The organism is Sporosarcina sp. FSL K6-1540, assembly GCF_038620285.1.
Lineage (GTDB): Bacteria > Bacillota > Bacilli > Bacillales_A > Planococcaceae > Sporosarcina > Sporosarcina psychrophila.
The window spans coordinates 4143901-4166146 of record NZ_CP152018.1 but is presented as its reverse complement, the minus strand read 5'-3'; the positions used below and the strand labels follow the sequence as shown (position 1 = coordinate 4166146).

Annotated in this window: 37 protein-coding genes and 1 pseudogene; 34 read left to right on the top strand and 4 right to left on the bottom strand. The window is 38.0% G+C overall.

Features of this window, described 5'->3' with window-relative positions; translation table 11 throughout:
• Window positions 1-6: 6 nt before the first annotated feature.
• The 26 genes from MKY15_RS19760 (at window position 7) to MKY15_RS19635 (ending at window position 15004) form a co-directional block, all read left to right on the top strand.
• On the top strand, window positions 7-1440 hold the full coding sequence (locus MKY15_RS19760) for a phage portal protein (protein WP_342538339.1): 1434 nt from the start codon (window positions 7-9) through the stop codon (window positions 1438-1440).
• On the top strand, window positions 1433-2644 hold the full coding sequence (locus MKY15_RS19755; RefSeq protein ID WP_342538338.1) for a minor capsid protein: 1212 nt from the start codon (window positions 1433-1435) through the stop codon (window positions 2642-2644). The genes MKY15_RS19760 and MKY15_RS19755 overlap by 8 nt, the downstream gene beginning before the upstream one ends.
• A 182-nt stretch (window positions 2645-2826) precedes the next feature.
• A complete protein-coding gene (locus tag MKY15_RS19750) occupies window positions 2827-3426 on the top strand; it encodes a phage scaffolding protein (protein ID WP_342538337.1) in 600 nt (199 codons plus the stop codon).
• Window positions 3427-3440: 14 nt separating this feature from the next.
• Complete coding sequence (locus tag MKY15_RS19745) at window positions 3441-3812, top strand: hypothetical protein (protein WP_342538336.1); 372 nt, start codon at window positions 3441-3443, stop codon at window positions 3810-3812.
• Window positions 3813-3828: 16 nt separating this feature from the next.
• On the top strand, window positions 3829-4872 hold the full coding sequence (locus tag MKY15_RS19740) for a major capsid protein (RefSeq protein ID WP_342538335.1): 1044 nt from the start codon (window positions 3829-3831) through the stop codon (window positions 4870-4872).
• 44 nt (window positions 4873-4916) lie between these two features.
• Window positions 4917-5099, top strand: coding sequence for a hypothetical protein (locus MKY15_RS19735; RefSeq protein ID WP_342538334.1), 183 nt, complete (start codon window positions 4917-4919; stop codon window positions 5097-5099).
• 2 nt (window positions 5100-5101) lie between these two features.
• Window positions 5102-5449, top strand: a complete 348-nt coding sequence (locus tag MKY15_RS19730; RefSeq protein ID WP_342538333.1) for a hypothetical protein — start codon at window positions 5102-5104, stop codon at window positions 5447-5449.
• A gap of 1 nt (window position 5450) precedes the next feature.
• Window positions 5451-5807, top strand: coding sequence for a hypothetical protein (locus tag MKY15_RS19725; RefSeq protein ID WP_342538332.1), 357 nt, complete (start codon window positions 5451-5453; stop codon window positions 5805-5807).
• A complete protein-coding gene (locus tag MKY15_RS19720) occupies window positions 5807-6205 on the top strand; it encodes an HK97 gp10 family phage protein (protein WP_342538331.1) in 399 nt (132 codons plus the stop codon). The genes MKY15_RS19725 and MKY15_RS19720 overlap by 1 nt, the downstream gene beginning before the upstream one ends.
• Window positions 6195-6608: a DUF6838 family protein gene (locus tag MKY15_RS19715; RefSeq protein ID WP_342538330.1), complete on the top strand. Its 414-nt coding sequence runs from the start codon at window positions 6195-6197 to the stop codon at window positions 6606-6608. Before MKY15_RS19720 ends, MKY15_RS19715 begins: the two co-directional genes overlap by 11 nt.
• Complete coding sequence (locus MKY15_RS19710) at window positions 6592-6765, top strand: hypothetical protein (protein ID WP_342538329.1); 174 nt, start codon at window positions 6592-6594, stop codon at window positions 6763-6765. The genes MKY15_RS19715 and MKY15_RS19710 overlap by 17 nt, the downstream gene beginning before the upstream one ends.
• Complete coding sequence (locus MKY15_RS19705) at window positions 6765-6953, top strand: hypothetical protein (RefSeq protein WP_342538328.1); 189 nt, start codon at window positions 6765-6767, stop codon at window positions 6951-6953. The genes MKY15_RS19710 and MKY15_RS19705 overlap by 1 nt, the downstream gene beginning before the upstream one ends.
• A complete protein-coding gene (locus tag MKY15_RS19700; RefSeq protein WP_342538327.1) occupies window positions 6953-7072 on the top strand; it encodes a CD1375 family protein in 120 nt (39 codons plus the stop codon). Before MKY15_RS19705 ends, MKY15_RS19700 begins: the two co-directional genes overlap by 1 nt.
• A 98-nt stretch (window positions 7073-7170) precedes the next feature.
• Window positions 7171-7821, top strand: coding sequence for a hypothetical protein (locus tag MKY15_RS19695; protein WP_342538326.1), 651 nt, complete (start codon window positions 7171-7173; stop codon window positions 7819-7821).
• Between the two features lie 291 nt (window positions 7822-8112).
• Entirely contained in the window at window positions 8113-8799 is a 687-nt protein-coding gene (locus MKY15_RS19690; RefSeq protein ID WP_342538325.1) for a hypothetical protein, read from the top strand.
• Between the two features lie 231 nt (window positions 8800-9030).
• Window positions 9031-9474 (top strand): hypothetical protein, encoded by a 444-nt coding sequence (locus tag MKY15_RS19685; RefSeq protein WP_342538324.1) that lies wholly within the window; start codon window positions 9031-9033, stop codon window positions 9472-9474.
• Between the two features lie 593 nt (window positions 9475-10067).
• Window positions 10068-10337 (top strand): holin, encoded by a 270-nt coding sequence (locus MKY15_RS19680; RefSeq protein WP_342538323.1) that lies wholly within the window; start codon window positions 10068-10070, stop codon window positions 10335-10337.
• On the top strand, window positions 10337-11137 hold the full coding sequence (locus MKY15_RS19675) for an N-acetylmuramoyl-L-alanine amidase (protein WP_342538322.1): 801 nt from the start codon (window positions 10337-10339) through the stop codon (window positions 11135-11137). The genes MKY15_RS19680 and MKY15_RS19675 overlap by 1 nt, the downstream gene beginning before the upstream one ends.
• Window positions 11138-11256: 119 nt before the next feature.
• A complete protein-coding gene (locus tag MKY15_RS19670) occupies window positions 11257-11841 on the top strand; it encodes a hypothetical protein (RefSeq protein ID WP_342538321.1) in 585 nt (194 codons plus the stop codon).
• Window positions 11842-12335: 494 nt separating this feature from the next.
• Window positions 12336-12686, top strand: a complete 351-nt coding sequence (locus tag MKY15_RS19665; RefSeq protein ID WP_342538320.1) for a hypothetical protein — start codon at window positions 12336-12338, stop codon at window positions 12684-12686.
• A 70-nt stretch (window positions 12687-12756) separates the two neighbouring features.
• Window positions 12757-12975: a hypothetical protein gene (locus MKY15_RS19660; protein WP_342538319.1), complete on the top strand. Its 219-nt coding sequence runs from the start codon at window positions 12757-12759 to the stop codon at window positions 12973-12975.
• Window positions 12976-13254: 279 nt separating this feature from the next.
• Window positions 13255-13476: a transcriptional regulator gene (locus MKY15_RS19655; RefSeq protein WP_342538318.1), complete on the top strand. Its 222-nt coding sequence runs from the start codon at window positions 13255-13257 to the stop codon at window positions 13474-13476.
• Entirely contained in the window at window positions 13476-13862 is a 387-nt protein-coding gene (locus tag MKY15_RS19650; RefSeq protein ID WP_342538317.1) for a hypothetical protein, read from the top strand. Before MKY15_RS19655 ends, MKY15_RS19650 begins: the two co-directional genes overlap by 1 nt.
• Window positions 13859-14071: a winged helix-turn-helix transcriptional regulator gene (locus tag MKY15_RS19645; protein WP_342538316.1), complete on the top strand. Its 213-nt coding sequence runs from the start codon at window positions 13859-13861 to the stop codon at window positions 14069-14071. Before MKY15_RS19650 ends, MKY15_RS19645 begins: the two co-directional genes overlap by 4 nt.
• The gene (locus tag MKY15_RS19640) at window positions 14068-14397 is read left to right on the top strand and encodes a YolD-like family protein (RefSeq protein WP_342538315.1); all 330 of its coding nucleotides are present in this window, start codon (window positions 14068-14070) and stop codon (window positions 14395-14397) included. Before MKY15_RS19645 ends, MKY15_RS19640 begins: the two co-directional genes overlap by 4 nt.
• Window positions 14398-14776: 379 nt before the next feature.
• Entirely contained in the window at window positions 14777-15004 is a 228-nt protein-coding gene (locus MKY15_RS19635) for a DUF4083 family protein (protein ID WP_342538314.1), read from the top strand.
• 365 nt (window positions 15005-15369) lie between these two features.
• Here the strand turns inward: MKY15_RS19635 and MKY15_RS19630 are convergent, their stop codons facing one another.
• Entirely contained in the window at window positions 15370-15510 is a 141-nt protein-coding gene (locus tag MKY15_RS19630; protein WP_342538313.1) for a hypothetical protein, read from the bottom strand.
• A gap of 221 nt (window positions 15511-15731) precedes the next feature.
• Between MKY15_RS19630 and MKY15_RS19625 the strand changes: the two genes are divergently transcribed.
• On the top strand, window positions 15732-15968 hold the full coding sequence (locus MKY15_RS19625) for a DUF3006 family protein (protein ID WP_342538312.1): 237 nt from the start codon (window positions 15732-15734) through the stop codon (window positions 15966-15968).
• 289 nt (window positions 15969-16257) lie between these two features.
• Here MKY15_RS19625 and MKY15_RS19620 read toward each other — a convergent pair whose 3' ends face one another.
• On the bottom strand, window positions 16258-16677 hold the full coding sequence (locus MKY15_RS19620; protein WP_342538311.1) for a tyrosine-type recombinase/integrase: 420 nt from the start codon (window positions 16675-16677) through the stop codon (window positions 16258-16260).
• A gap of 24 nt (window positions 16678-16701) precedes the next feature.
• Here MKY15_RS19620 and MKY15_RS19615 point away from each other — a divergent pair, with 24 nt between their 5' ends.
• Both MKY15_RS19615 and MKY15_RS19610 read left to right on the top strand, forming a co-directional pair.
• Window positions 16702-16968: a hypothetical protein gene (locus tag MKY15_RS19615; protein WP_342538310.1), complete on the top strand. Its 267-nt coding sequence runs from the start codon at window positions 16702-16704 to the stop codon at window positions 16966-16968.
• Complete coding sequence (locus MKY15_RS19610) at window positions 16969-17118, top strand: hypothetical protein (protein ID WP_342538309.1); 150 nt, start codon at window positions 16969-16971, stop codon at window positions 17116-17118.
• Window positions 17119-17206: 88 nt separating this feature from the next.
• Here the strand turns inward: MKY15_RS19610 and MKY15_RS19605 are convergent, their stop codons facing one another.
• Window positions 17207-17971, bottom strand: a complete 765-nt coding sequence (locus tag MKY15_RS19605) for a hypothetical protein (RefSeq protein ID WP_342538308.1) — start codon at window positions 17969-17971, stop codon at window positions 17207-17209.
• Entirely contained in the window at window positions 17968-18735 is a 768-nt protein-coding gene (locus MKY15_RS19600; RefSeq protein ID WP_342538307.1) for a Ku protein, read from the bottom strand. Before MKY15_RS19600 ends, MKY15_RS19605 begins: the two co-directional genes overlap by 4 nt.
• 207 nt (window positions 18736-18942) lie before the next feature.
• Here MKY15_RS19600 and MKY15_RS19595 point away from each other — a divergent pair, with 207 nt between their 5' ends.
• The 5 genes and pseudogenes from MKY15_RS19595 to MKY15_RS19575 all read left to right on the top strand — a co-directional run bounded on the left by MKY15_RS19595 (window position 18943) and on the right by MKY15_RS19575 (window position 22234).
• Window positions 18943-19989, top strand: a complete 1047-nt coding sequence (locus MKY15_RS19595; protein ID WP_342538306.1) for a YncE family protein — start codon at window positions 18943-18945, stop codon at window positions 19987-19989.
• A gap of 292 nt (window positions 19990-20281) precedes the next feature.
• Entirely contained in the window at window positions 20282-20815 is a 534-nt protein-coding gene (locus MKY15_RS19590; RefSeq protein ID WP_342538305.1) for a dihydrofolate reductase family protein, read from the top strand.
• 134 nt (window positions 20816-20949) lie between these two features.
• Complete coding sequence (locus tag MKY15_RS19585; RefSeq protein ID WP_342538304.1) at window positions 20950-21171, top strand: transcriptional regulator; 222 nt, start codon at window positions 20950-20952, stop codon at window positions 21169-21171.
• Window positions 21168-21648, top strand: a pseudogene (locus tag MKY15_RS19580) (UV damage repair protein UvrX); the annotation flags it as partial. The gene MKY15_RS19585 and the pseudogene MKY15_RS19580, both read left to right, overlap by 4 nt.
• Window positions 21649-21808: 160 nt before the next feature.
• Complete coding sequence (locus MKY15_RS19575) at window positions 21809-22234, top strand: MarR family transcriptional regulator (protein WP_342538303.1); 426 nt, start codon at window positions 21809-21811, stop codon at window positions 22232-22234.
• The last annotated feature ends 12 nt before the right edge of the window (window positions 22235-22246 follow it).

Sequence of the window (22246 nt, the reverse complement as noted above, 5' to 3'; positions counted from 1 at the left end):
GACTATATGCTAATTGAGGACCTTTACCGTGCACCTTGGCACGAACGAATGAATGAGGTGATAAAAGACATGATTGAAGACGTCACTACAGACCTTGAGATATTGGTGCAGGAGATTCAAGAATGGGAAAAAAGCGAACGCCGTAAGAACATGGTTACAGGCGAACTCTACTATTTGAACAAAACGGATATCCAGCTGAAAAAACAAAAGATTGCGTGGAAATCGAACACTAAGTTGGCACACGGCTTCGCCAAAAAGCTTGTTGACCAGAAGATCGGATACCTGTTGTCGAAAGAGCCTACATTCGGGACAGAGAATATACCTTATCGCGTTCTGATGACAGAAACATTTGACCGGGGTCTGCTGAAAAAGATTAAAAACGTCGGTAAAGAAGCGATCAATAAGGGGATTGCGTATCTTCATCCATTTTTCAATGAAGAAGGAGATCTTTCATTCAAGAAATTTCCGTCTGAGCAGATTATCCCTAATTGGGCTGACAATGAGCATATGGAGATTCTATCATTTACTCGCGTTTATGAAGTGACAGCCTACGAGGATAAGAAAAAGGTAACAAAAAAGAAAGTGGAATACTACCATTCACAAGGCGTTAAGTACTTCGTTTTTGAAAGCGGTAAACTTATTCCGGATGTTCCGGGAGGTATCGAGAAAAACTACCACTTCCTAATCGACGACGAACCGTATGTGTGGGAGAAGACTCCACTTATCCATTTCAAGTACAACGAAGAAGAACAACCTTTGATTGATAGCATTAAGTCGCTCGTAGACAACTACAATACACAGGCGTCAACCAATGCGGATTTATTGGCTGATATTCCCAAATTCATCTACAAGCTTATTAATTATGGTGGGGTCGATTTGGCTGAATTCCTTTCTGACTTGCATGAGTTCATGGTAGTTAAAACAGATGAAAACGGCGATGTCGATAAGTTGCAGGCGGATATTGAAACCGATGCAGTAGAGAAAGAAATTGATCGTAACAGGAATTCCATCTATGAGTTCGGTCGAGGTGTTGACACTAGAGAGGTTGGTCTTGGAGATGCTTCAGGTGTGGCGTTACGTTTCCGTTATTCAGATTTGGATATGGATTGCAACATACTAGAAGCCGAGTTCCAGTCAAGTTTCGAGCACATGATGTGGTTCATTAATCACCATCTATTTGTAACAGGTCAAGGAGATTTCACGGAAGAAAAAATCAATGTCATCTTTAATCGCGACATCATCATTGCTGAAACAGAGGCAATTGATAATGCTTCAAAATCATTTGGCATTCTTGATGATCAAACAATTCGCGAAAATCACCCTTGGTATAACGAAGAGGTTGAGAAACGTTTAAAAGTGCAAGAAGCGAAATTGCAGAAAGAAATTGAAAAAGAATATGCGAATGCTTTCCCACTGAAAGAAGTGAAGGTAGATGGCTAAACCAAGCAAGAAGTATTGGGAAGGCCGTTCTGCTCAACGTGAAATAGAATCACAGGTCATTGCTGACAAATATCTTGCCCAAATGGATGTAAAGCTACGTGAATCACAGCGTGAGATTCTAAAAGAAATCGAATCCTTTTATGGCCGTTATGCTGTCGACAACAAAGTATCAATTCAAGACGCGAAAAGGTATCTGACGGCAAAGGAAATGAAAGATTTCAAGAACATTGATTTAAAACGGTTCCGTGAAATGTCATTGGATGGTAATCCTGAATACGACAAACTTTTGAATTCGATAAGCTATCGTTCGCGAATATCCCGACTGGAAGCTGTTAACGCGCACATCGAGATTACTATGATGGAGCTGTATGGTGGAAAGAATGGGTTACAAGAGTATGCGAACACCGGTCTTGCTGAAGTTTATCAAAACTCATATCACAAATCGCTATACGACATTGCAAAGGGTGGAAATGATATCAGCATTGTCGGACTGACCGACGACCGAATGAAAGAAGTTCTCTCCTACAATTGGAGCGGAAAAGAGTTCTCTGACCGTATTTGGGACCATCAATCGGGTGCACTTCAAACCATTCGTAAAGAGATGGAAAGAAGCTTTGTATCCGGTCGTTCGATTCAACAGACTTCGAAATCAATCATGGATGCTACAGACGTTACTCGTTCGCGTGTTGAAGCTTTAGTTAGAACTGAGGCTAATTTCTTCAACAACCAAGCATCAAAAGACAGCTACGATGATGCGGATATCGATGAATATGAGATTCTTTCCACACTTGATTTACGAACGTCTGAAATTTGTAGGGAACAGGACGGCAAGCGATACAAAACAAAAGACTTTAAGCCAGGAACGAATGCCCCTCCATTCCACGTCAGATGTCGTTCTACAACGATTCCGTGGTTTGATGAATCAGAATACACGGACGGAGAACAACGCCAGTCATTGGATGTCATGGTTGATTCACAGATATATCAGGAATGGTATGGCAAGAATGTAACTGGCAGTGAGTCAAATGAAAATAAAGAAAAGATGATTCAAAATCGTTTTGGTGATTTTGAGCAGATGAAGAAATATCAATCTGCAAAAGTTGAGGGTGCACCTAAGAGTCTTGTAGCATTCCAAAACTTGAAGTATAACAATGAAGAAAAGTATGAGCAATTGATGAAGGCTTATCGGAAGCGGAAAAAATAAAGGCGGTGGTGAACTTGCGTTTCAAGAAGTCAAATTCGAGAAAGGCACGGTGATCTCGCAAATCTCGGTTTGTTGTTCTGTTATGCAACCATTCGTCTGTTTGGTATTTAAGACGTTAAATCAAAAGACAAATCCGAGGTCGATACCCTCGTAAAAAAACGTAATTTGAAAGGATGACTGAATTGAATAAAGAACAATTAATCGCACTAGGTTTAACTGAGGAACAAGCAGATAAAGTCGTGGCAGGCATCGGGACAATGATTCCGAAATCTCGCTTCGATGATATCAACGATGCTAAAAAGCAACTCGATATTGATTTGGCAGCTCGTGATAAGCAACTAGAAGATTTAAAAAAAGTGGATGCAGAAGGACTGCAAGCTGAAATTACTAGGCTCCAAGGTGAAAATGTTACCTCGAAAGCCGACTATGAAAGCAAGATTCAGAAACAGTCATATGAATTTGCACTTGAACGTGCATTAACGGATGCCAAGGTAAAGAACCCGAAAGCGGTAAAAGCACTACTCAATACGGAAGCCATCAAACTTGATGGGGAAAAGCTGCTCGGTCTTGATGAGCAGTTGAAAACCCTATCGGAGTCGGATGGCTATTTGTTTGCCCAAGATTCTGAAGGCAAGCCAGTATTCAAAGGATTTACTCCTATGGATGGTAAACAACAAATTAATACCGAACCTAAAGCGGGCGATTATGGTAAACAAATGGCTGAAGGTCTAGCGAAAAGTAACGAAGGTCTCGAAGATGCACGTAAATCTTACTTTGAATAAGGAGGAAATCATACATGAGTAAATTTGTTGAAACAACTTTCGGCAATAAAAAAGGTATTTTAAAGTTTCCGGATCACTATGTAAACCTCGCCGTGACAGTTAGTGACGCAGGTATTGTTGCTAATGTAGACAGTAAGAAAATTGTGCCTGCAGGAACTATCCTCGGGGGTGGTGTACTTGCAGATGACACGAAAGATGCGATTAAAGCTACAACTACTGCTGATGTGTCTAATGCGGAGGGTGTGCTGTTCAACGATACTGATGTGACATACGGTCCAGCACCTGGCGCATTATTAATTCACGGATTTATTGCACTCGATAAAATTCCTGAAGCACCAACCGCGGAAGAAGTAGCGGCACTTAAACAAGTTACATTTTTGAAATAAGAGAGGATGAATATTAATGCCAACTATTTTTGATTTAGTAAACGCGAAAGAAATTGGAACATATTTCGAGAATAACCCATCAAACAAAGTACCCTATTTCGGAGCTACATTGTTCCCTGCTAAAAAGCAACTCGGTTTAGACCTGAGTTGGATTAAAGGGGCGAACGGTTTGCTTGTTGCGCTTACTCCTTCTGAATTTGATACAAAGGCCACACTTCGTGACCGTATCGGATTCAGCAAAGTTCAAACGGAGATGCCATTCTTCCGTGAAGCGATGCGCATCGGTGAGAAAGACCGTCAAGAACTGAATCGGTTGCTTGCGACTAATCTGTCGGAAGCGTACAAGTCAATCATTAACAATATCTATGATGACGTAACGAACTTGGTTAAAGGTGCAGAAGTTCAACCTGAACGAATGATTATGCAATTGCTCTCAAAAGGCAAGATATCCATTAACGCTAACCGTGTCCCTCTTGATTATGATTACAAAATGAAAGATGACCATAAAGAAACGCTTCTCGCAGACGGTAAGTGGAGTGATCCGGCTTCAACTCCAATTCAGGACATTATGAGGTGGCAGGATGAAGTTGAAGAGAACACCGGGAGCCGTCCTACCAATGCCGTTATGACGCGGAAGACGTTCGGTTACTTGTTAGCTCATAAGAGTATTCGTCTCGATATGAATCCACTTGGCGGGCAGAACATCATCATGACTGACGCGATGCTGAAACAATATCTACAGACTCAGCTAGGTTTATCGATTGCGGTTTACAATAAAAAGTATCGGGCAGAGGATGGATCACTTCATAACTTCTACCCAGATGATCACTTCACACTATTCCCGGATGGATCACTCGGAAATACGTACTACGGAACAACTCCGGAAGAATCTGATTTGATGACTGGCAGTACGTCGGCTGATGTTCGTATTGTCAATACCGGTGTGGCGATTACAACAATCAAAGAACCACACCCGGTAAACGTCGAAACAATCGTTTCTGAAATCGTACTACCAAGCTTTGAAACAATCGATAATATATTCATAGCAAAAGTGAACTAAGAGGGGACTTGTTCCTCTCTATTTTTATTGAAGGAGGTAAATTTGTGTCAGAATTCAAAGTGACGTTCAACCGTAACGTCAAACTCAGTACTGACCGATACCGTAAAGGTGAATCAGCAACAGTTCCGGAAGATGTTTGTAATGCATTAATGGAATCAGGTGTGATTGATAGTGATTTTGAACAAATCGCAGTGAAGCGTCCGAAGGCGAAGAGTAAGGAGGAGTAACGGTGGAAGTAATCGATATTGTAAAGGTTAAGCTTCTCCCTGCCGAGCCACCAATAGCACTAATAGATATGTTTATTGAAGAAGTTGCGCAAGCAATTAAAACATATTGCAATCGAACTGACATCCCATCTGAACTTGCTTTCACTCATGCGAACATGGTAGTCGATATGATTACGGGTGAAAACCGCAAGAATGATCCAGAGGCACAGTCGTCTGTTTCGGCAATCAAAGAGGGGGACGTCCAAGTGACGTTTGGTTCGGCAAAAGTGGAGTCGCGTGAAAGAGCTACTGAAAAGCTACTCTTCGATTATTCGAAACAGCTGAACAAGTTTCGGAAGCTGAGGTGGTAGCATGAACATCCGTAACATTATGGCGAAGGCGACTGCAGCTGTTGAATTCATGTATGACAAGACTGCTGAGATTAAGCGTCATGTGGAGTATGAAAAGCCTAACGGTGCAGATGGCATGAGGTGGGAAGCAGTTCATTCCGAGGTGTCTTGTCGCTTATCATCCTCGACGCTTAACAATGCCGTACAGGGCGATGCGAACGTTATTCAATATGATGTGAAGTTATTCCTTTCGAGCGATTTCAAAGTGCTGGCAGGGGATGTAGTTATAGTAGATGGCGTGAAATATGAATCTGCTAAAGAGCCATTCATTTACGTGTCACACCAGGAAGTCCTTCTTCTTCGGAAGGGGTATGCGTAATGGGTTTCGAATTCAGCGAAATGAAAATAATGAAGCAAAACTTAATTGAGTTGAACAAGATGTCTCATGTCATTCATTTAAAAGTCGCTAAACGTGTTGCTCAATTGGCTATCCGAAAGGTTAAGGAGATGACGCCTGTTGACACTGGCGATTTACGTAACAACTGGAAATACCACATCGTTAAAAAGGGCGATACTTACACGATACTTATTTACAATCAGTTAAACTATGCGAGTTTTGTTGAGTCGGGCCATCGTATCGTTGTTGGCGGCGTAACGCTCGGATGGGTTGAAGGTAAATTTATGTTGAAACTCACAAAAGACGAAATGGAACGTATCGCACCGCGTATGTGGAAAAAGGAAGTCGAGAAGGAGATGAAGAGAATCTTTGGTCAATAACTTGAAGTCTCTCATAATCCGGCAAATTAAAGAAGTCTCTGGAAATGTAAAAGTATATGACGAACCGGTAAGGCAGGGGCTTGTAACTCCTGCTTTTTTGGTGCTTATTTTTAACAACCATCAAGAACTACAGTTAGCTAAATCAGTAAAGAGAACGTACTCGATCAACGTAACGTATTTTCCGTCTACTAAAGACATTAGAAGTGAATGTGACGATGTCTTTGAATTGTTCCAAACGGAATTCCGCTACATCGCAGATAAGCACCATGTGCACGAGATCGAGGGTGTTGTTTCGGATGATGTGCTAGTTATCACATTCACTGTTCAAGCGTTGTTACGCGAGGTCGTGGATGGTACGAAGATGCAAACACTTGGAGGTGTGACGGTTGAGTTCAAAAAATGAAAAAAGCAAGTTCAGTAAAACGGCTTTTATAGAAGCTGAAGCAAATAATAACAGCCGCAACTTGTTACAAGTTTTGCTGAAAGAGGATAAAACCTACACGCAGGATGAAGTTGCGAAGCTAGTTATGGATTGGAATAAAAAGGAGGTCAAGGGATAATGGCAGGTGGAAATTGGACTAAGCAAGACAAGGTGCGTCCAGGCGCCTATACGAATTTTGAAACAAACTCACTCACAGATTTAGAGGACATGCCTCCGACAGAAGTGGATGTACTTAGGAATCAAGTTGCTGAACTACAAGATGCTCTTATAGAAATTGCCGATATGATTGCCGGAGGTGCTGTATAATGGCTAAAATTTATTATCGGAAAATACAACGAAATGATGGATATACAATTGATGACGTGCCGGAGTTATGGGGTGCGGATGTACAAACATTATTAGATGCAGACAAAGACGCAGCTTAAGCTAGCGTTTTTTATTATGTCTGAAATGAGTAAATAGAAGGACTCCTTTTCTTTTATGTAGTATGGTAGATGTAATATCAAGAGGAAGAGGGGATAGTATGAATTTATCTGATAGTTTAGGCTTAGCTTTCTTCACCATTATTTTAACGTTATTAGTTAATCTGGTCTTTAAATTGTTACAAAACAAATTCGACTTTATGGTTGATACCAAAAAATTTAGAAGGGATCATTCCTACAATCAATTAAAGGAATTGTATTTTGAAATCTACGCAATAATTATTCAATCTGAGTTTTTAAGAAACTTTCATCAGATTGACGAGTTTAAATCTCTAAAAGAAGTTCCTTTCATAGAAATAGTAAGAACTCTTAAAAAAAATAAGCAAGATCTATTTTCGAGAGAGATTCTTGAAGAGAGCGAAGAGATTGTTGTGAATGCGATCACTAAGTTTAATAAAATTGGTTTAGTAGGTTTTATTTTAGAGAAAAAAGAATTTGCATCACCAGATTTATTGAAATTGGCGGTTGGATATAGATATATTCATGAGCATTACCAAAATGAAAGTTTTCCTGAAAAGCAACTGGAGAAGTTTCAAAAAAAAGAGTTGGAGTTTATATATCAAATAGTCACTATGGTTGTTAAGGAATTTAATGAGAAGTCAAAGTACTGTAATATGGAATACAATAAAACAGAAATAAAAGAAGGCGAACTGGATAAAGGTATTTTTGATGTCGAAAAAGTATTAGATTAATTAATACATCAAGAACGTCACACCGCCATTTCCATTTTGTGGCTTCACTAATGGACCATTATGTGTAGCACCAAGCACCTTTATGAGGTGTTTTTTTAATGCCTCATAAATGTGTGATTATGGTACTATGATAATAAATGTTGTTCTTATTAGTTTTACTTTAATCCTGTGAAAATTCTTCTTTCACTATCCTTTCCCGTTTAGAGTTATATCCATAAAATAAGAATTTAAAGTGTATGTAGTTCATATACAAGGTAAAATATAAGAGCTTTTACAATGGGGGGGAAATATATGATTACGCTTAGTAATACAGAAATTGATGGTTCAATTGATTCAATTTCTGGACAAATAGAATTTTTAATTTTATATGATAGAATTGAGAGTTTGATTAAGTTTTATAATTGTTCTCAAAATAATTATGAAGATTATATTAAAGATAAAAAAAAAGAACTTAAAGATTTTGAAAATAAGATCCAAAACCAAAAACATAGAACCTTTAAGGATGAGGATCTTGGAGAGTTGACATTTACAGAAGAGGAAATGACTATGACCATAAAAGACGAATTATATGGCATTGAAAAATATTTTTTAGAGTTTCAAAAAATGACGTTTATTACATTATGTTACTCGGAGGTAGAGAAGTTTTTTGATAATATTATTGATATTACTATTGGAAAAAATATAAAATTAAAAAATTTAAAACAAAAGATATTAAGATTATCTAATTACTTAAGAGTTGATCTAACTGAATTAATATCTAGGGTAGACACTTTAAGAAGAATAAGAAATAATATTGTACACAATTATGATTATTGGGATTCAGAAATCATAATTGTGGGAGAAGAAACGCAAATAGAAATTAATGACCTAGAAAATTTAAATGATGAAATACTAAGTAATATTTTAAACTTAATAATAGAGAGCATTATTGAATTTGAAATTGAATATAACAAAAAGACTACTATTATTATTAATTGAATTATCCTTATTATGCTAATGGGTGGTGTATTAGTGAAAGATTATGGGACTGCTAAGATAGCTCTTCTTTCTTATTCAACTAACAGATGCTTTAGCTTAATAAAAAGAGATAAAGTCAACATTGATTTATTGGCTTTTTAATGTCGCATCCGGACCATAATGCGTCGTAAGTGAAATGAAGGATTCCCTCCTCCCATTGTCGAATTGTGGAATGAGAGGGAGGGATTCATAATGTCGATTGAAGATTTAGATTTAAAACATGAAAGTTATATGGAACTTTCACAACGTAATACGGAGCTTCAAGAAAAACAGGAGCAGTTACTATTACAACGGTTTGAGGAATCCAAAACAATAATTGAATGGTACAAGGAGAAGCGGTTAATTTTTACGCATCCATCCATTAATTACAGGTCTAGCCGGGGGCCGATTCTAGGATTTGATGACGAAGAATCTGAGCTGATTATTTATAGACCCGATAAAGGGTTATTGAAAATCAATATGAGAACCAAAGAAGAAAAGAACGCATTCTTCGAACACTTAGTCAGAGATGGTCATTTTGAAACAGCTATGGAGGGTTTTGGGTATTTAAAGATAATGATAGACAAATACGCGTCTGATTATAAGGAAGATAACCAAACACGCGAAAGTCTATTAAGTAAATATGTAGATGCATAATCTAGTTGAAAAATAATGATTTCTTGAACGTCCACACCAGGGCGTTCTTTTTATTTATGCAATAGGAACATAATTCGCAGCAGTGAGAATGTTTACAGAAAATTCACGTTCAATTAAAGGTGGCTTAATAATAGCGTGTTAATCTTTAATTGTACCAATACTCTATAAATAGGATGTGTTGATATGAAAATTAAAGTTACCATCTCTTTTCTGTTGATTATGTTTCATACCTACTTGGCTTAGCGAATTTAATTATAAACATTTACATCATAAAACGCTTAGGCGTTATTTTTTATATCTAAAATTGAACGCTCCTTGATGGGCGTTCTTTTTCTTTACTCAAAAATAAGGAGGTACTAAATGGATCAATTACACGAAATCGCAAGCTGTTTGGGCGATTCTTTGTATTATTCTTGCTGCAGGAGTAATCCGGGCACTGTGGAAGACCACGGTAAAACGCGAGGATAAGCTGATGGATCATTTGGAGCGTTCAAACGAGTCACAAGAACGTTGGATTCTGTTCAACGGACGCTATTTACAATCGAAGGGCGTATGGACCGTATGGAGAAAATTATTTACAAGGAGGAAAAAGGATGACAGACGTATTGATTTTCGCGGTAATCTTGGCACCAATCATTCTGGCAATGGTGGAATTAATCAAACGGACATCACCGATTAAAAATAATCTTCTTCCGCTCACCGCTTTTGTGGTGGGCCTTTTAATTGGCTTTATTGCATGGCCGTTTACTGATTTGGAAGTTGTAATGAGATTGTGGGCAGGAGGACTTGCAGGATTATCAGCAACAGGATTGTATGAGTTGGGTTCTAAAAGTACCGAATTTGCGAAGGGGGAGGAGAAATAATGGTTAAAATCGCATTAGGCGCCGGACACGGTATCAACACTGCGGGCAAACGCACACCAGATGGTGAACGGGAATGGTCATTTAATAACAAAGTGTTATTGGCTTGTGCAGCTAAACTAAACAAATACCAGGACGTACAGATCCTCAGACTGGATGACCCGACCGGTAACACAGATGTACCCCTTACGACGCGTACCAATAAGGCAAACGCATGGAAAGCTGATGCGCTCGTTTCTATTCACCACAATGCTTTTGATGGTAAGTGGGGTAGTCACGGGGGTGTTGAAACGCTTGTGCAGGAGATTATTGCAAGTAAAGCATCGAAAGATAACGCGGCAATTATTCAGCCACGCATTGTACAAGCAATGGGGTTACGTGATAGAGGAGTGAAATCCAAAAATAACCACATGACACGAGTATCCAATATGCCTGCTATTTTAACAGAAGGGGGCTTCATGGACTCGACAATAGACATCGATGCATTAAGAAATGATGCGAAACTGAAAGTGCAAGGTGAGGCTATCGCGGATGGCCTAGCTGAGTACTTCAAGTTGAAATTAAAAGTGGCGGGGACACCCGCATCACCAAAGGAGGATGAGGAATTGAAGTTTTCAAGCCCGGCATTGAAATTGGAAACCGAAACATCGTTAGCAAGCAAAGCGCACCGTCAAATCATCGTAGCTGCAGCTGTGAAGGAGGGAGCTCATTCATCGTGGGCTGACAAGTTGGCTAATAACACACTCACAGATGCAGACGTACTGGGGTTAGCGGTTAAGTATACAATTGCAGTAAATAAATAAATGTTCGAAGGAACTGGAAATAACTGACTAATTGCAATGGATGGAAAAATATACATTGAGAAAATATGGGTTAATATGGGGGTGTAAGGTAATTTAATTATATTTTGGGAGGTTTTTTTTTGAAGAAGTTTGTTACAACAATTCTTTTCTCGTTGCTAGTTTTGGGTATTACTCAAACTACCAGCGCAAATGAAGTTTCTGAGCAAGAAGATTTTGAAGCAATGAAAAAAGCATTCGCTACGACTAAGCTCACTATGGATGCAGAAAATCCGGAAACCGTAGAAGAAAAAATCTATGATGAGAATGGCGAGTATGTTGGAACAATGGGTATGGAATTTGTCGAATTTACTCCAGATGGTTTATATCATCCGGAAATAGGAACTAGAGGAACTTTGAGCACTGGTACTAATAAAATTAAAGTATACTGGTATTCTGTTCTGACCAATTATCATTTCTACGCAGATATTAAAAAGGGTACGGGTATTACTGATACTATAACAAGAGTCTATGATGAATGGTTCTTAATTTCACCACCTTTATCGTTCACTTCTGATTCATTACAAATATTAAGAAGTACTAATTCTGTGACGACACCAGCCGAAGCTCGTTATACAATTAACTATAGTACAGCTTTCGGCGGTTCTACGAAAATGTGGATATATATAACAGCCGGAAAAGGACTTTATCAGACTGGACATAACTAATAGAGGTTGTGAGGAGGTGAGTATTAAGAATGGTAAATATTTTAACTCCCATAGTCGGAGCACTTCTTCTAGTTGCAATATTTTTCTTTATTTACAAGTTTACTAAAAACCAAAGAAAATAAAAATCGAATTCTTATTATATTTTGATATCAGAAAGGCGACCACTCCACTACGGAACGGTCGCCTTTTTGATTTGTCGAATTAAAGAGGTATTCAAATGAATAAGGACGAATAAAGAATAATGCCATGTTCTTGTTCAACTAACGGGGCAGTTTAGTTTAATAAGAACTAAAAAGGAAAATCTGTCATAAGATTTGTAGCAAAAAGAGGTGCTTTTTTTTATTTCAGATAATTTAGTTGAGATAACATTACAAATTTTATAAAAAGGGAAATTGTAGGTTTCGCGTAAATGAGTAAAAGATGGAAAAATGAAACTTTTCAGTTTTTATAACGTATTACAATTAACGTTAGACAGATTATCAGGGGGGATTAGCATGTATAATAAACAAATCAAAAAAATAGGAGGCATCTTATTCTTGATTAGCTCGTGTTTTTTGTTTGCGGGCTGTTCGGAAGAAAATCCTAAACACCAAGAAGAAGTGGTTGTTTCATCAGAAGATAAAAATAAGGAAGCAGTTCGTGTTGTTCTTGAATCAGCATTTTCGGTTCCTAATGAAGAATATATTCTTATCCAAAAAAACATCGAGAAGAAAATGGATGAAATTCGGCAAAGCTTGCCCGAAGGGACGGGATTCGGAATGCCAGTGGACTCACCTGAATGGCTTGCATATGAAGAATTAGTGGAAAAAACATATAAACCTTACTTTATGGACTATACCGTATGAGAAATTAATTCCTGCTAATCAGGCTTTTCAGTTCCACTTAAGTACGGAACTGGAGGATGTTCGTTATGAAATGAAAGTTAGTGATATACAAGTAACTAAAAGTGAGAATATTAACACCCCCAAGTTTTATGACTTTACCGCTCAGGTAGAATATACGAATAATGCAGGTAAAGTTTCACAACACGAAGTAAAAGGTACGGCAATTCTTTCAGAACCAGGAAAAATTGGGAAGTTTGAAATACGGGATGATGGTGGTTTAGGAGAACAAGTTCATGTAGACCGATACTAACAACAAAACATTAAAATTTTGTACTGCCTTCGGGTGGTGCGTTTTACTCAGTTTGTTGAAATGGAAAATTGATTAAAATATAGATTTTTAAAATTCCTTGTTCAACTAACGGATGCTTTAGTTCAACAACAGGAGATCGTCAATTGACGGTCTTTTTTGTTTGTAAAAATATCTAAAATATACCTTTTCAGAGGTTAATTGGAAATATTTAATAATTTCTGCTATCCAGTTGCAATAAGAACAATCGTTCGATATACTAATGAAAAAGGGGGAACGAGTGTGCGTAATCAATTAGTTAGCTCAGTGGAACACAGCGAACACCTAGATATGATGTACATGGCTGCAGGCGGTTCAATCAGCAAACGAAGAATCAGCTTACAACAGGTCGGTGAGGTCTCATTCCGTGCCTATTGTCATCTAAGGAAGTCAAAGCGAACTTTTACAATTGATAACGTGCTCGCACTCGTTCCTGTCCACAAGAAAGAAAGAATGGTGATCTAATGCCGTTAATCCCATCCGATGCATTACCGTATTTCGAGAAAATGATTTATTTGCCGATTATTATAAGTATTTTAGAGAGAGACCGAGAAGTGATTGAAACAAGCTCACTCAAATTGAAAGGTCCATATGTCAATATCGTTGAAAACACATTAAAGACCGTTCGAGCCGAATTGAAAGAAACAAATAATTATGCACGAAGAAAAAACATGAAGTTGATTAAAAAGGGCAAAGATGGTTCATTCACCGAATATGCATTTATCCATAATGGTTATGAAGACATAAGACGCTACATGAACATACGGCTGCGCAACAGGACTGAAGAATTGATAAATGTGTATTTCTCTTTGGTAGGCAAACAAAATACGGAGGGAGTTGTGAGATCATGAGGGAACGACAACAAAGAATTTATGAGTTCATCTTAAAATATATTAGAGAGAATCAGTATTCACCTACAATCCGCGAAATAGCGGTGGCTGTCGGGCTCAAATCGCCATCCACAGTACATGGTCATTTAGACAGAATGAGGGATAAAGGGATAATTGATTTTGTTGATTCATTGCCTCGAACAATTCGTATTTTGGAGTGTGCTCGATGATTCGTGATAGAGGAAATATTAAATGGACTGCCATGATGCTATCAGAGCACGTGGCAGAGTTGCGTAGATGGCAGAGTGAAGATCATTACGAAGAACGCCCTGAACTTGATGATTTCGATTTACAAGCTATTCAGCACGAAATCGAAGTCGCACAAAAAAGAGAATGCGAAGTGCATGTAAAGTTATGGGATAAAGGAAAAAGTGTTTTGTATATGGGAGTCATAAGTGAAATAAATGTTGAGGGAATGTGGATAACGGTTGATAGTCCTTTCGGAAGAGACCGCATGCCAGTGGAGGATATAATCGATGTGCAAGTTATGGAATAGTAGACGGAGTAAAGGCGACCCCTCGACGAAGAGGTCGCCTTTTCAATCTGGTATCTTGGATAATACCGGATTGGCATTTATTGAATAATGTATTCATACATAATACATCTCTCATATTGAAGTTTGTCAATGCATAAATTAGAATTGTTTGTTTATTTAGGGAGGGAGGCATCGACTAACAACTCATATGGTACAGACTTAATCAATAAGTAGACTTTTGTTAAATAGGACCAAAGCATAATCGGCTCCTCCACAGATTGGATTGTGGATGGGCCGCTTTTTTATTTTGGTTTGCAAAGTACTACCGCTACCCATATTATAAAGGTATAGGTGAGTTTGGGAGACTTCATGCCTGTGAGAGTGTTAGGAGGATATAATGATGCCTACTGAAATATCTACTGAAGTAATGGCTAAAAGTATTAATATAGTCGATATAATAGCTACATCAATATTGTTTTTTTTTGTTATTTTAATTTGTGTTGCTTTGATAGTATCGATTAGGAAATTGTCAAAGGATCAAAAGAAAAAGGCTCAAAACAGCATGAACGTTGAACGAAAGCTAGATAAGATAATAGCTTTATTGGAGAAAAAAGAGATTGATAAATGACAGAAAAGTCCCCTAATAAAGGGGGCTTTTTGTGCGCTGGGCAGTTATAGGTGACACGTTCCCTTAGGGACGTGTCTTTTATCTTACAATCTGTTACTAACGACGTCACTGCGGTGAAACGATTGGGTTATTCAGATGAAGATTCATGCCAGATGGTGAAAGTCCATCCTCAAGGAGGCTGACCTAGCTTGAGAAATCTAATCTAGGGCGTAATCGTGAGGTTATGTCTGAAGGAGATGCGGAAAATCGAGAGACCCGTAGATGAATGAGCAGCATACGAAACGGCTGGTAAGTATAGAAGGTAATTAAATTTCGGAACAAAAAAGAGGAGACTATAAAGTCACCTCTAATTTTGAATAAAATAATTAAAATTGACACGGGATAGTATAAGGAGTGGGGTTACTACAACCATATGCTTGCGCAGTAGGCGCTGAAGTAAACGTAGCCCCGATTAATCCTAGTGTTAACGCAGAAGCAATTAGTACTTTCTTGATTTTTGATTTCATGGGAAATACCTCCTTAAAATTGAATTTTTATACAATTATTATATTACTAGATTAATTATGAAAAGTCAATCAATTAAATCGGGAGAGACTATTTCGTTTTAATGTTATTATCGCAAATCACGTACCTTTACTTCGAAGGCACAACTTAAAAACGTTCAATGTATTGGTGACGCAACATAGCAAAAAATGGTTAATCAAATATTTATATAAGGGGCGATCGAATGAAATATACTCTGGATCAGATTACAGATGGGCAATATGTGTTCTTGGAGCATGAAAACGAAGAGAATCAATTACTCATTCCAGCAGCTGAAATTAATGTTGAAATCGCAGAAGGCGCTATCGTATTAATCAGCGAAGTAGATTCAGGTTATGAATTCGAAGTCTTAATAGAAGAAACTGAAGACATGCGTGATAAAGTCAGCAACTTGCTTGAAAAGTTGAAAAATAAAAAATGAATACAACAACGGCCACCTACTCGATTGAGAAGGTGGCCGTTTTACTGTTATAAGTCGTGCGCCTGTACGCTTTTAATGAGTCCCCCAAAATGTCCCCCAACCACACGAATTCCAAAGATATCTTACGGCTTGCCTTGAATGGTGTGAAATAGCCAGCTAGTTCGATGAATGTTGATACTATCATGTTTCGCGTCTGTAGAACGTACGTACGAAACGGCTAACTAGTATAGCACGTAATAAAACCAAGATGCAAGAAAGCTTGTGAGGTAGCGGTTTCTGAGTAGTCAATTTACTGATTAGCCCCAAAACCAGCCCCACTTACTTCTAGACTCTGACTAAACAAGGTTACAGACTCCTGTTCAGATTCCTTTAGAACATGTCCATATACATCATAAACCATTGCTGGAGTATTCCCAAGTCGTTCGGCGATTATTTTAACATTGCGTCCACGATTTAATAATATGGTGCAGTGAGTGTGACGTAAACCATGGACTGTTATTTTGGGCAGTGACGTTCTTGTCAGAATTCTATTTATAGAACGCGCAATACTGGAGAGGGGTGCTGCTCCGTGATCTGTGATAAAGACAAAGGTTTCGTCAACTATTTTCTCCCCATAAGCAAATAGTGTTTTTTTACACCACTTTTTATATGATACACCAGCTGAACATATTGCTTTAAAACTTTCGTGGACAGGCGATAAACCAATCACGTTTATATCGGGGGCGTTATTACAATGAGTACATCAATGGTACGGAAACGTTTGCCGGACGGCTCACTTAGGAGTCTTCCTAAGGGGGAACTTGCAGAAATGGCAGAAGCTTTGGTTAATTTAACTTCATTTCGCAGAAAAGCATCTGGAAGCTTAGAAACTGTGGGTGGTCCGATTGATGTTGCGGTTATTACTAAAGGCGATGGATTCGTTTGGATAAAAAGAAAACATTACTTTGATTCGGATAGGAATCAACAATTCTACACAAACTACTTTGAGGAGGAGAATTAAATGAATGAACTTAAGAAGTTGTCAATGATGTCAAAGTTGAGCAACAAGGAAGGCAATGCGGACATGAAAGTTAAAGAAAGAGCAAGTTTGAAAGAGTTAGGTACTTCGATGGCTAAAGACTCACTGAAGAAAGTACTAGTAAAAATTTAGTTGTTTAAGCATCTCTTACGAGGTGCTTTTTTATTTGCTTTCAATGCGAACGCAAAAAGGCGGCGTACCCAAATGGACGGCCGCTTTTTTATTTGATTTCAATTATCTGCGGCAACCTCAATTTCTTCCCGCTCGTCCAACCCCTAGCTCTTATTTTAACTAAAAATGGAGGGATTCCTAGTAACAGCTTTTCTCTTATTTCCTTCGTAAAACCAATCGCAACGCTTCCTAAATATTCTCCTTCAGCACTATGTAACTGAACAGTAAGCGGCCCAAGTGAAACCTTCGAAACAACCACATCATGATAACTCCAATTAATAATTTTCCTCCAATCATCTGGACGTGTTCCAGGAATATAAGTACTCCCTAATCGCTTGGCGACGATACCCTCCATTTTGTTTTCTTTTATAACTTCAAATAGTTGCTCACCTTCAGTTGCTACATAGGGTACTAAATTAATATAAGGTGAATCGATTTTTGATATAACTTCTGTTAACAATTCTTTTCTTTCTTCGATTGGCCAATACGTAACGGACGCTTGAAGATAAGAGATAATATCGAAGACCATAAATGAGATAGGCTGTTTATTGTTACCGCTAAATCGTGACATCGCACCCGGAAAATTATCGGGCGCATCCGTTCCAGGTGCAATTAATTCTCCATCCAATAATAATTCATCGCCACCAAAAAGAAGTTCAGGGAAGCGAGAAGTCGTTATAGTCCCGTGCCGTGTATACGAGTGTCGGTTACCGACGAGCAACCTGATGCCGTCATATTTCGGCTCGTACAGCCAACCTTCGTCCGAGTTTACATGATCTTGAGTGCCGAGAAGCATAGGCTTGATATATTTCATGCCCGTTTCTTTTGTTCTTTGATTGACGCAATGCTTTTCTCCATAGCATCCATTAAATTAATAACATTCGATGGTTGTTCTGCGTTTTTAGGTATTTTACTCTTAATCAATTTTTCTAAGCGTTCACGATATTCGTCGTGGTATTTAGTAGGATCAAATTCTGCTGTTAATTGTTCGATTAAAGACAATGCGATTTCCTTTTCTTTAGCTGTTAGTTTCACGTTATTAATCTGCGGAAGGTCCACTGTAGACCTAACTTCGTCAGGGAAGTGTAGCGTCTCTAAAACTAAATGGTTATCAATGACCCGAACTGCTGCAAGCCGCTCTTTAGATCGTATTGTGATTTTAGCTATTCCAATCTTCTTTGACTTCGCGAGAGATTCACGGAGTAGTGCGTATGCTTTAGAACCATTACTATCCGCAGCTAGATAGCATGTTTTGTCAAAATAAACTAGATCAATTTCTTTCAACTTCACGAACTCTAAAATCTCAACTGCTTTTTCTTCTATATCACTCCTCAAACCCTCTAATTCAGCATCCGTGATAACTACAAATCGGTCAATCGCATACTCATAGCCCTTTACAAGTGACTTTGAATCCACATCCTCTTTACATATAGGACAGACTTTTTCCTGTTTAATCGGTTTCTTGCATTTATCATGAATCTGCCTCAACTTAATTCCATTGTCTTCAGTGGCGGCGTGTAATTTAACCGGAATTGTTACAAGACCGAACGATATGGCACCTTTCCGTACAGTGTGCACTTAAATCACCTCATGATTATTATCGCCATTAAAAATAATTACAATACAAAGTAAAAGCGCCATCCACAGATTATTATGGAAGGCCGTTTTTTCGTTTGTCGAATTAAAGAGGTATTCGTATCCTAATAACTAGTAGTAATAGTAATAGGTGATAGCCCGTCCCACCAACAATTAATCGAATAGAATAATAGAGATGGAGGTGAGAAAATGGATTTTTGTAACTACTGCTCTAATTGTATATGTCTTAAATGTAATATCGATGCCTGCTCTTGCAGTAATTGCAGTAATGTTTGCAGACTACCTAGAGTACACATAGGACCATTCAGAGCTACCGGACCCACGGTTCCATTAACAGTTAATAGTATTTATGTAGCAAATTTTAATGATAATACTGTTTCTGTAATTGATGGTGTTACCAATGCAGTAATTGCTACCATTCCAGTTGGAATCAATCCAGCAGGGGTAGATGTCAATCCGTTAACCGAACGAATTTATGTAGCAAATAGACTTAGTGATAATGTTTCCGTAATTGATGGATTAACAAATACGGTAATTGCTACCGTTCCTGTTGGGGATGAAGCCGGGGACGTAGGGGTCAATATAGCTACCAATGTCATATATACGGCAAATTTCAATTCATTAGACTTAACTGAAGATGTTACCGTGATTAGCGGATTGACCAACACGGTAATTGATACCATTATAATCCCAGGTCTCAATTTAGCAACTGGGATAGGTGCCAATCCATTAACTAACCGTATATATGTTGCTAATTTCAATTTTGATACCGTTTCTGTAATAGATGGAGCAACCAATACATTGATTACTAATATTCCAGTTCAAGTTAATCCATTCAGATTAGGGATCAATCCAGACACTAATCGTATTTATGTATCAAATTTCACCAGTAATACAGTTTCCGTGATTGATGGAGTAACCAATTTGGTGATTGCTACTGTTCCTGTTGGGATTACTCCAGGTGAAGTGGGGGTTAATACTTCTACGAATATTATTTACGTACCAAATCGAAACAGTAATAATGTTTCAGTGATTAGCGGATTAACGAACACTGTGATCACTACTATTCCAGTCGGGACTAATCCAAATGGAGTAGGAGTCAATCCCATAACCAATTCTATTTATGTAACAAATCAGGATGATAATACTGTTTCCGTCATTAACGGAGTAACCAATACAGTGATTGCTACGATTTCAGTCGGAGCTCGTCCATTTTCAGTAGGGGTCAATCCTTAAGGAAGATTTGCTCGTTCAATTCTTTGCGTCTGAAGAAAATAACGAAGTATGGAGTTAAAGAAGATAAAATGGCAATTCTTGATGATGACTCAGACAAAGATAAATTAAGTGGCATTATCAACTAACGGGTGCATTAGTCGAATAAGGAGATCGTCTACTGACGGTCTTTTTTATTTGTCCAAGTATCTAACTTGTACCGTTACAAATGTTAATTGGTAATGTTTTTTAATTTCTGGTTTATGGTTGTAATGAGAACCAGTGTTCTGTATACTGGTGTAAAAGGGGGATATTTATGAGTGGAAAACGTGATTTGATACTGTTTATTGCTATGAGTTTAGATGGTTACATAGCTACGAAAGATGAGTCTTTAGAGTGGTTATTTAATGTTGAAGGTGAAGGTGATAATGGATATTCAGATTTTTATGAGACAGTGGACACAGTTTTAATGGGCAAAAAAACTTATGATTGGATGACAAGACACGTAACAGGAGAATTCCCATATAAAAATAAAAAATGTTATGTTTTTACAAGGTCTTCAATTGAAGATACTGAAGATGTCAAATTTATTAATGATGATATAGTTCGTTTTACAAATAAATTGAAAAATCAAGAAGGAAGAAACATTTGGCTTGTTGGTGGAGGAGAATTGTTACAATCTTTTGTGGGAAAAAAATTAGTTGATGAAATTATTTTAACAGTTGCCCCAACTATAATAGGAAAAGGAATTCCATTATTTAAAGAGGGAGATTATCAATTAGACCTTTCTTTAAAAGGTACAAGAAACTTCAATCAATTTGTTGAACTACATTATGGAGTTCGAAATTAATAACGTGTTCTTGAACTAACGTGACAACAGGAGGTCGTCTATTGGCGGCCTTTTTATGGTCAAAATTAACAACTTATTTTTAGTTGTAATACGAACGTTCATTCTCTATACTGGAGGCGGAGGAGGGAGCAAGTGTGCGTAGTCAATTAGTCAAGTCAGTGGAATACAGCGAACACCTAGATATGATGTACATGGCTGCAGACGGTTCAATCAGCAAACGAAGAATCAATGTGCTACAGGTCGGTGAGGTATCATTTCGTGCTTTCTGTTTTCTACGTAAATCCAAGCGGACTTTTACGATTGATAACGTTTTAGCACTTGTTCCCTTAATTACAAAAGAACGTGCAGTTATATGATGGACTACAGTAAATTCCGCAACCGACAAATCGCCTGTATCGATATGATGAGCTTCTACGCGAGCTGCATGGCTACATTGCATAATTTAGATGTCCAAGCAGTTCCTATTGCGGTTGTGGGCAGTTTTAAACAAAGTGGGTCGGTTGTTTTGGCTGCCAGTCCACCCATGAAAAAGAGATTTCGAATCAAGACGGGTAATCGATTGTTTGAAATTCCTAGCCATCCCGAAATTCGATTATTTGAGCCGAAAATGGCACATTTTCTTGATGTGTCAATGGCCATCACTCGCATCCTCCACAAATATGTGCCTGCAGAGGCTATACATGTGTATTCAGTCGATGAATATTGATCTAACAGGAACAGGAACTGAAAAGTTGTGGGGCGATCCAGAACAAACTGTTAAGGATATACAAGCGGAAATACTGGAAACTATAAATTTCCCTTCCACAGCTGGCATGGGACCAAACATGTTAATGGAGTTGTGTAACAAAAAAGTTCTTTACTGCATTTCATATTATTTGTAAAATAAATTAAAGCCCGCCACATGACAGGCTCTTATAGGTTGACGTTAGAAGGGATTGGAATTATAATGGTCATGGCAACTATAATCATGTCTATTATTATGGAGGTGTAACCTTGGAATTAGAAAAATATATAGGTGTTATTGTGCACAGGGCAGATTTGAAACTTACTAATTATTATCAAAAGGTGCTTAATCCCTTTGATATTACAGTGGATCAATGGGAGATACTGGTTATCCTTTGGGGGAAGGAAGGGATTACTCAAAAAGAACTTGCAGAAAGACTGTTTAAAGACCAGACGAATATTGCCCGAATGCTATTCAAGCTTGAGAAGAAAGGTTTTATTTATCGTGTAACCCATGAGACGGATAGAAGATCCTTACGCGTATATCTAACTTCTAAAGGTCAAGAAATAAAAGATGAAATTCTTGTTCCATCGCTTGAAGCGTATAGGAAGACCATTGATGGAATAACTGATGAAGAAGTTGAAACATTTAGAAGGATACTTGCTAAAATATATAGTAATGTAGAGTATTTATAGCAGATATTGTTT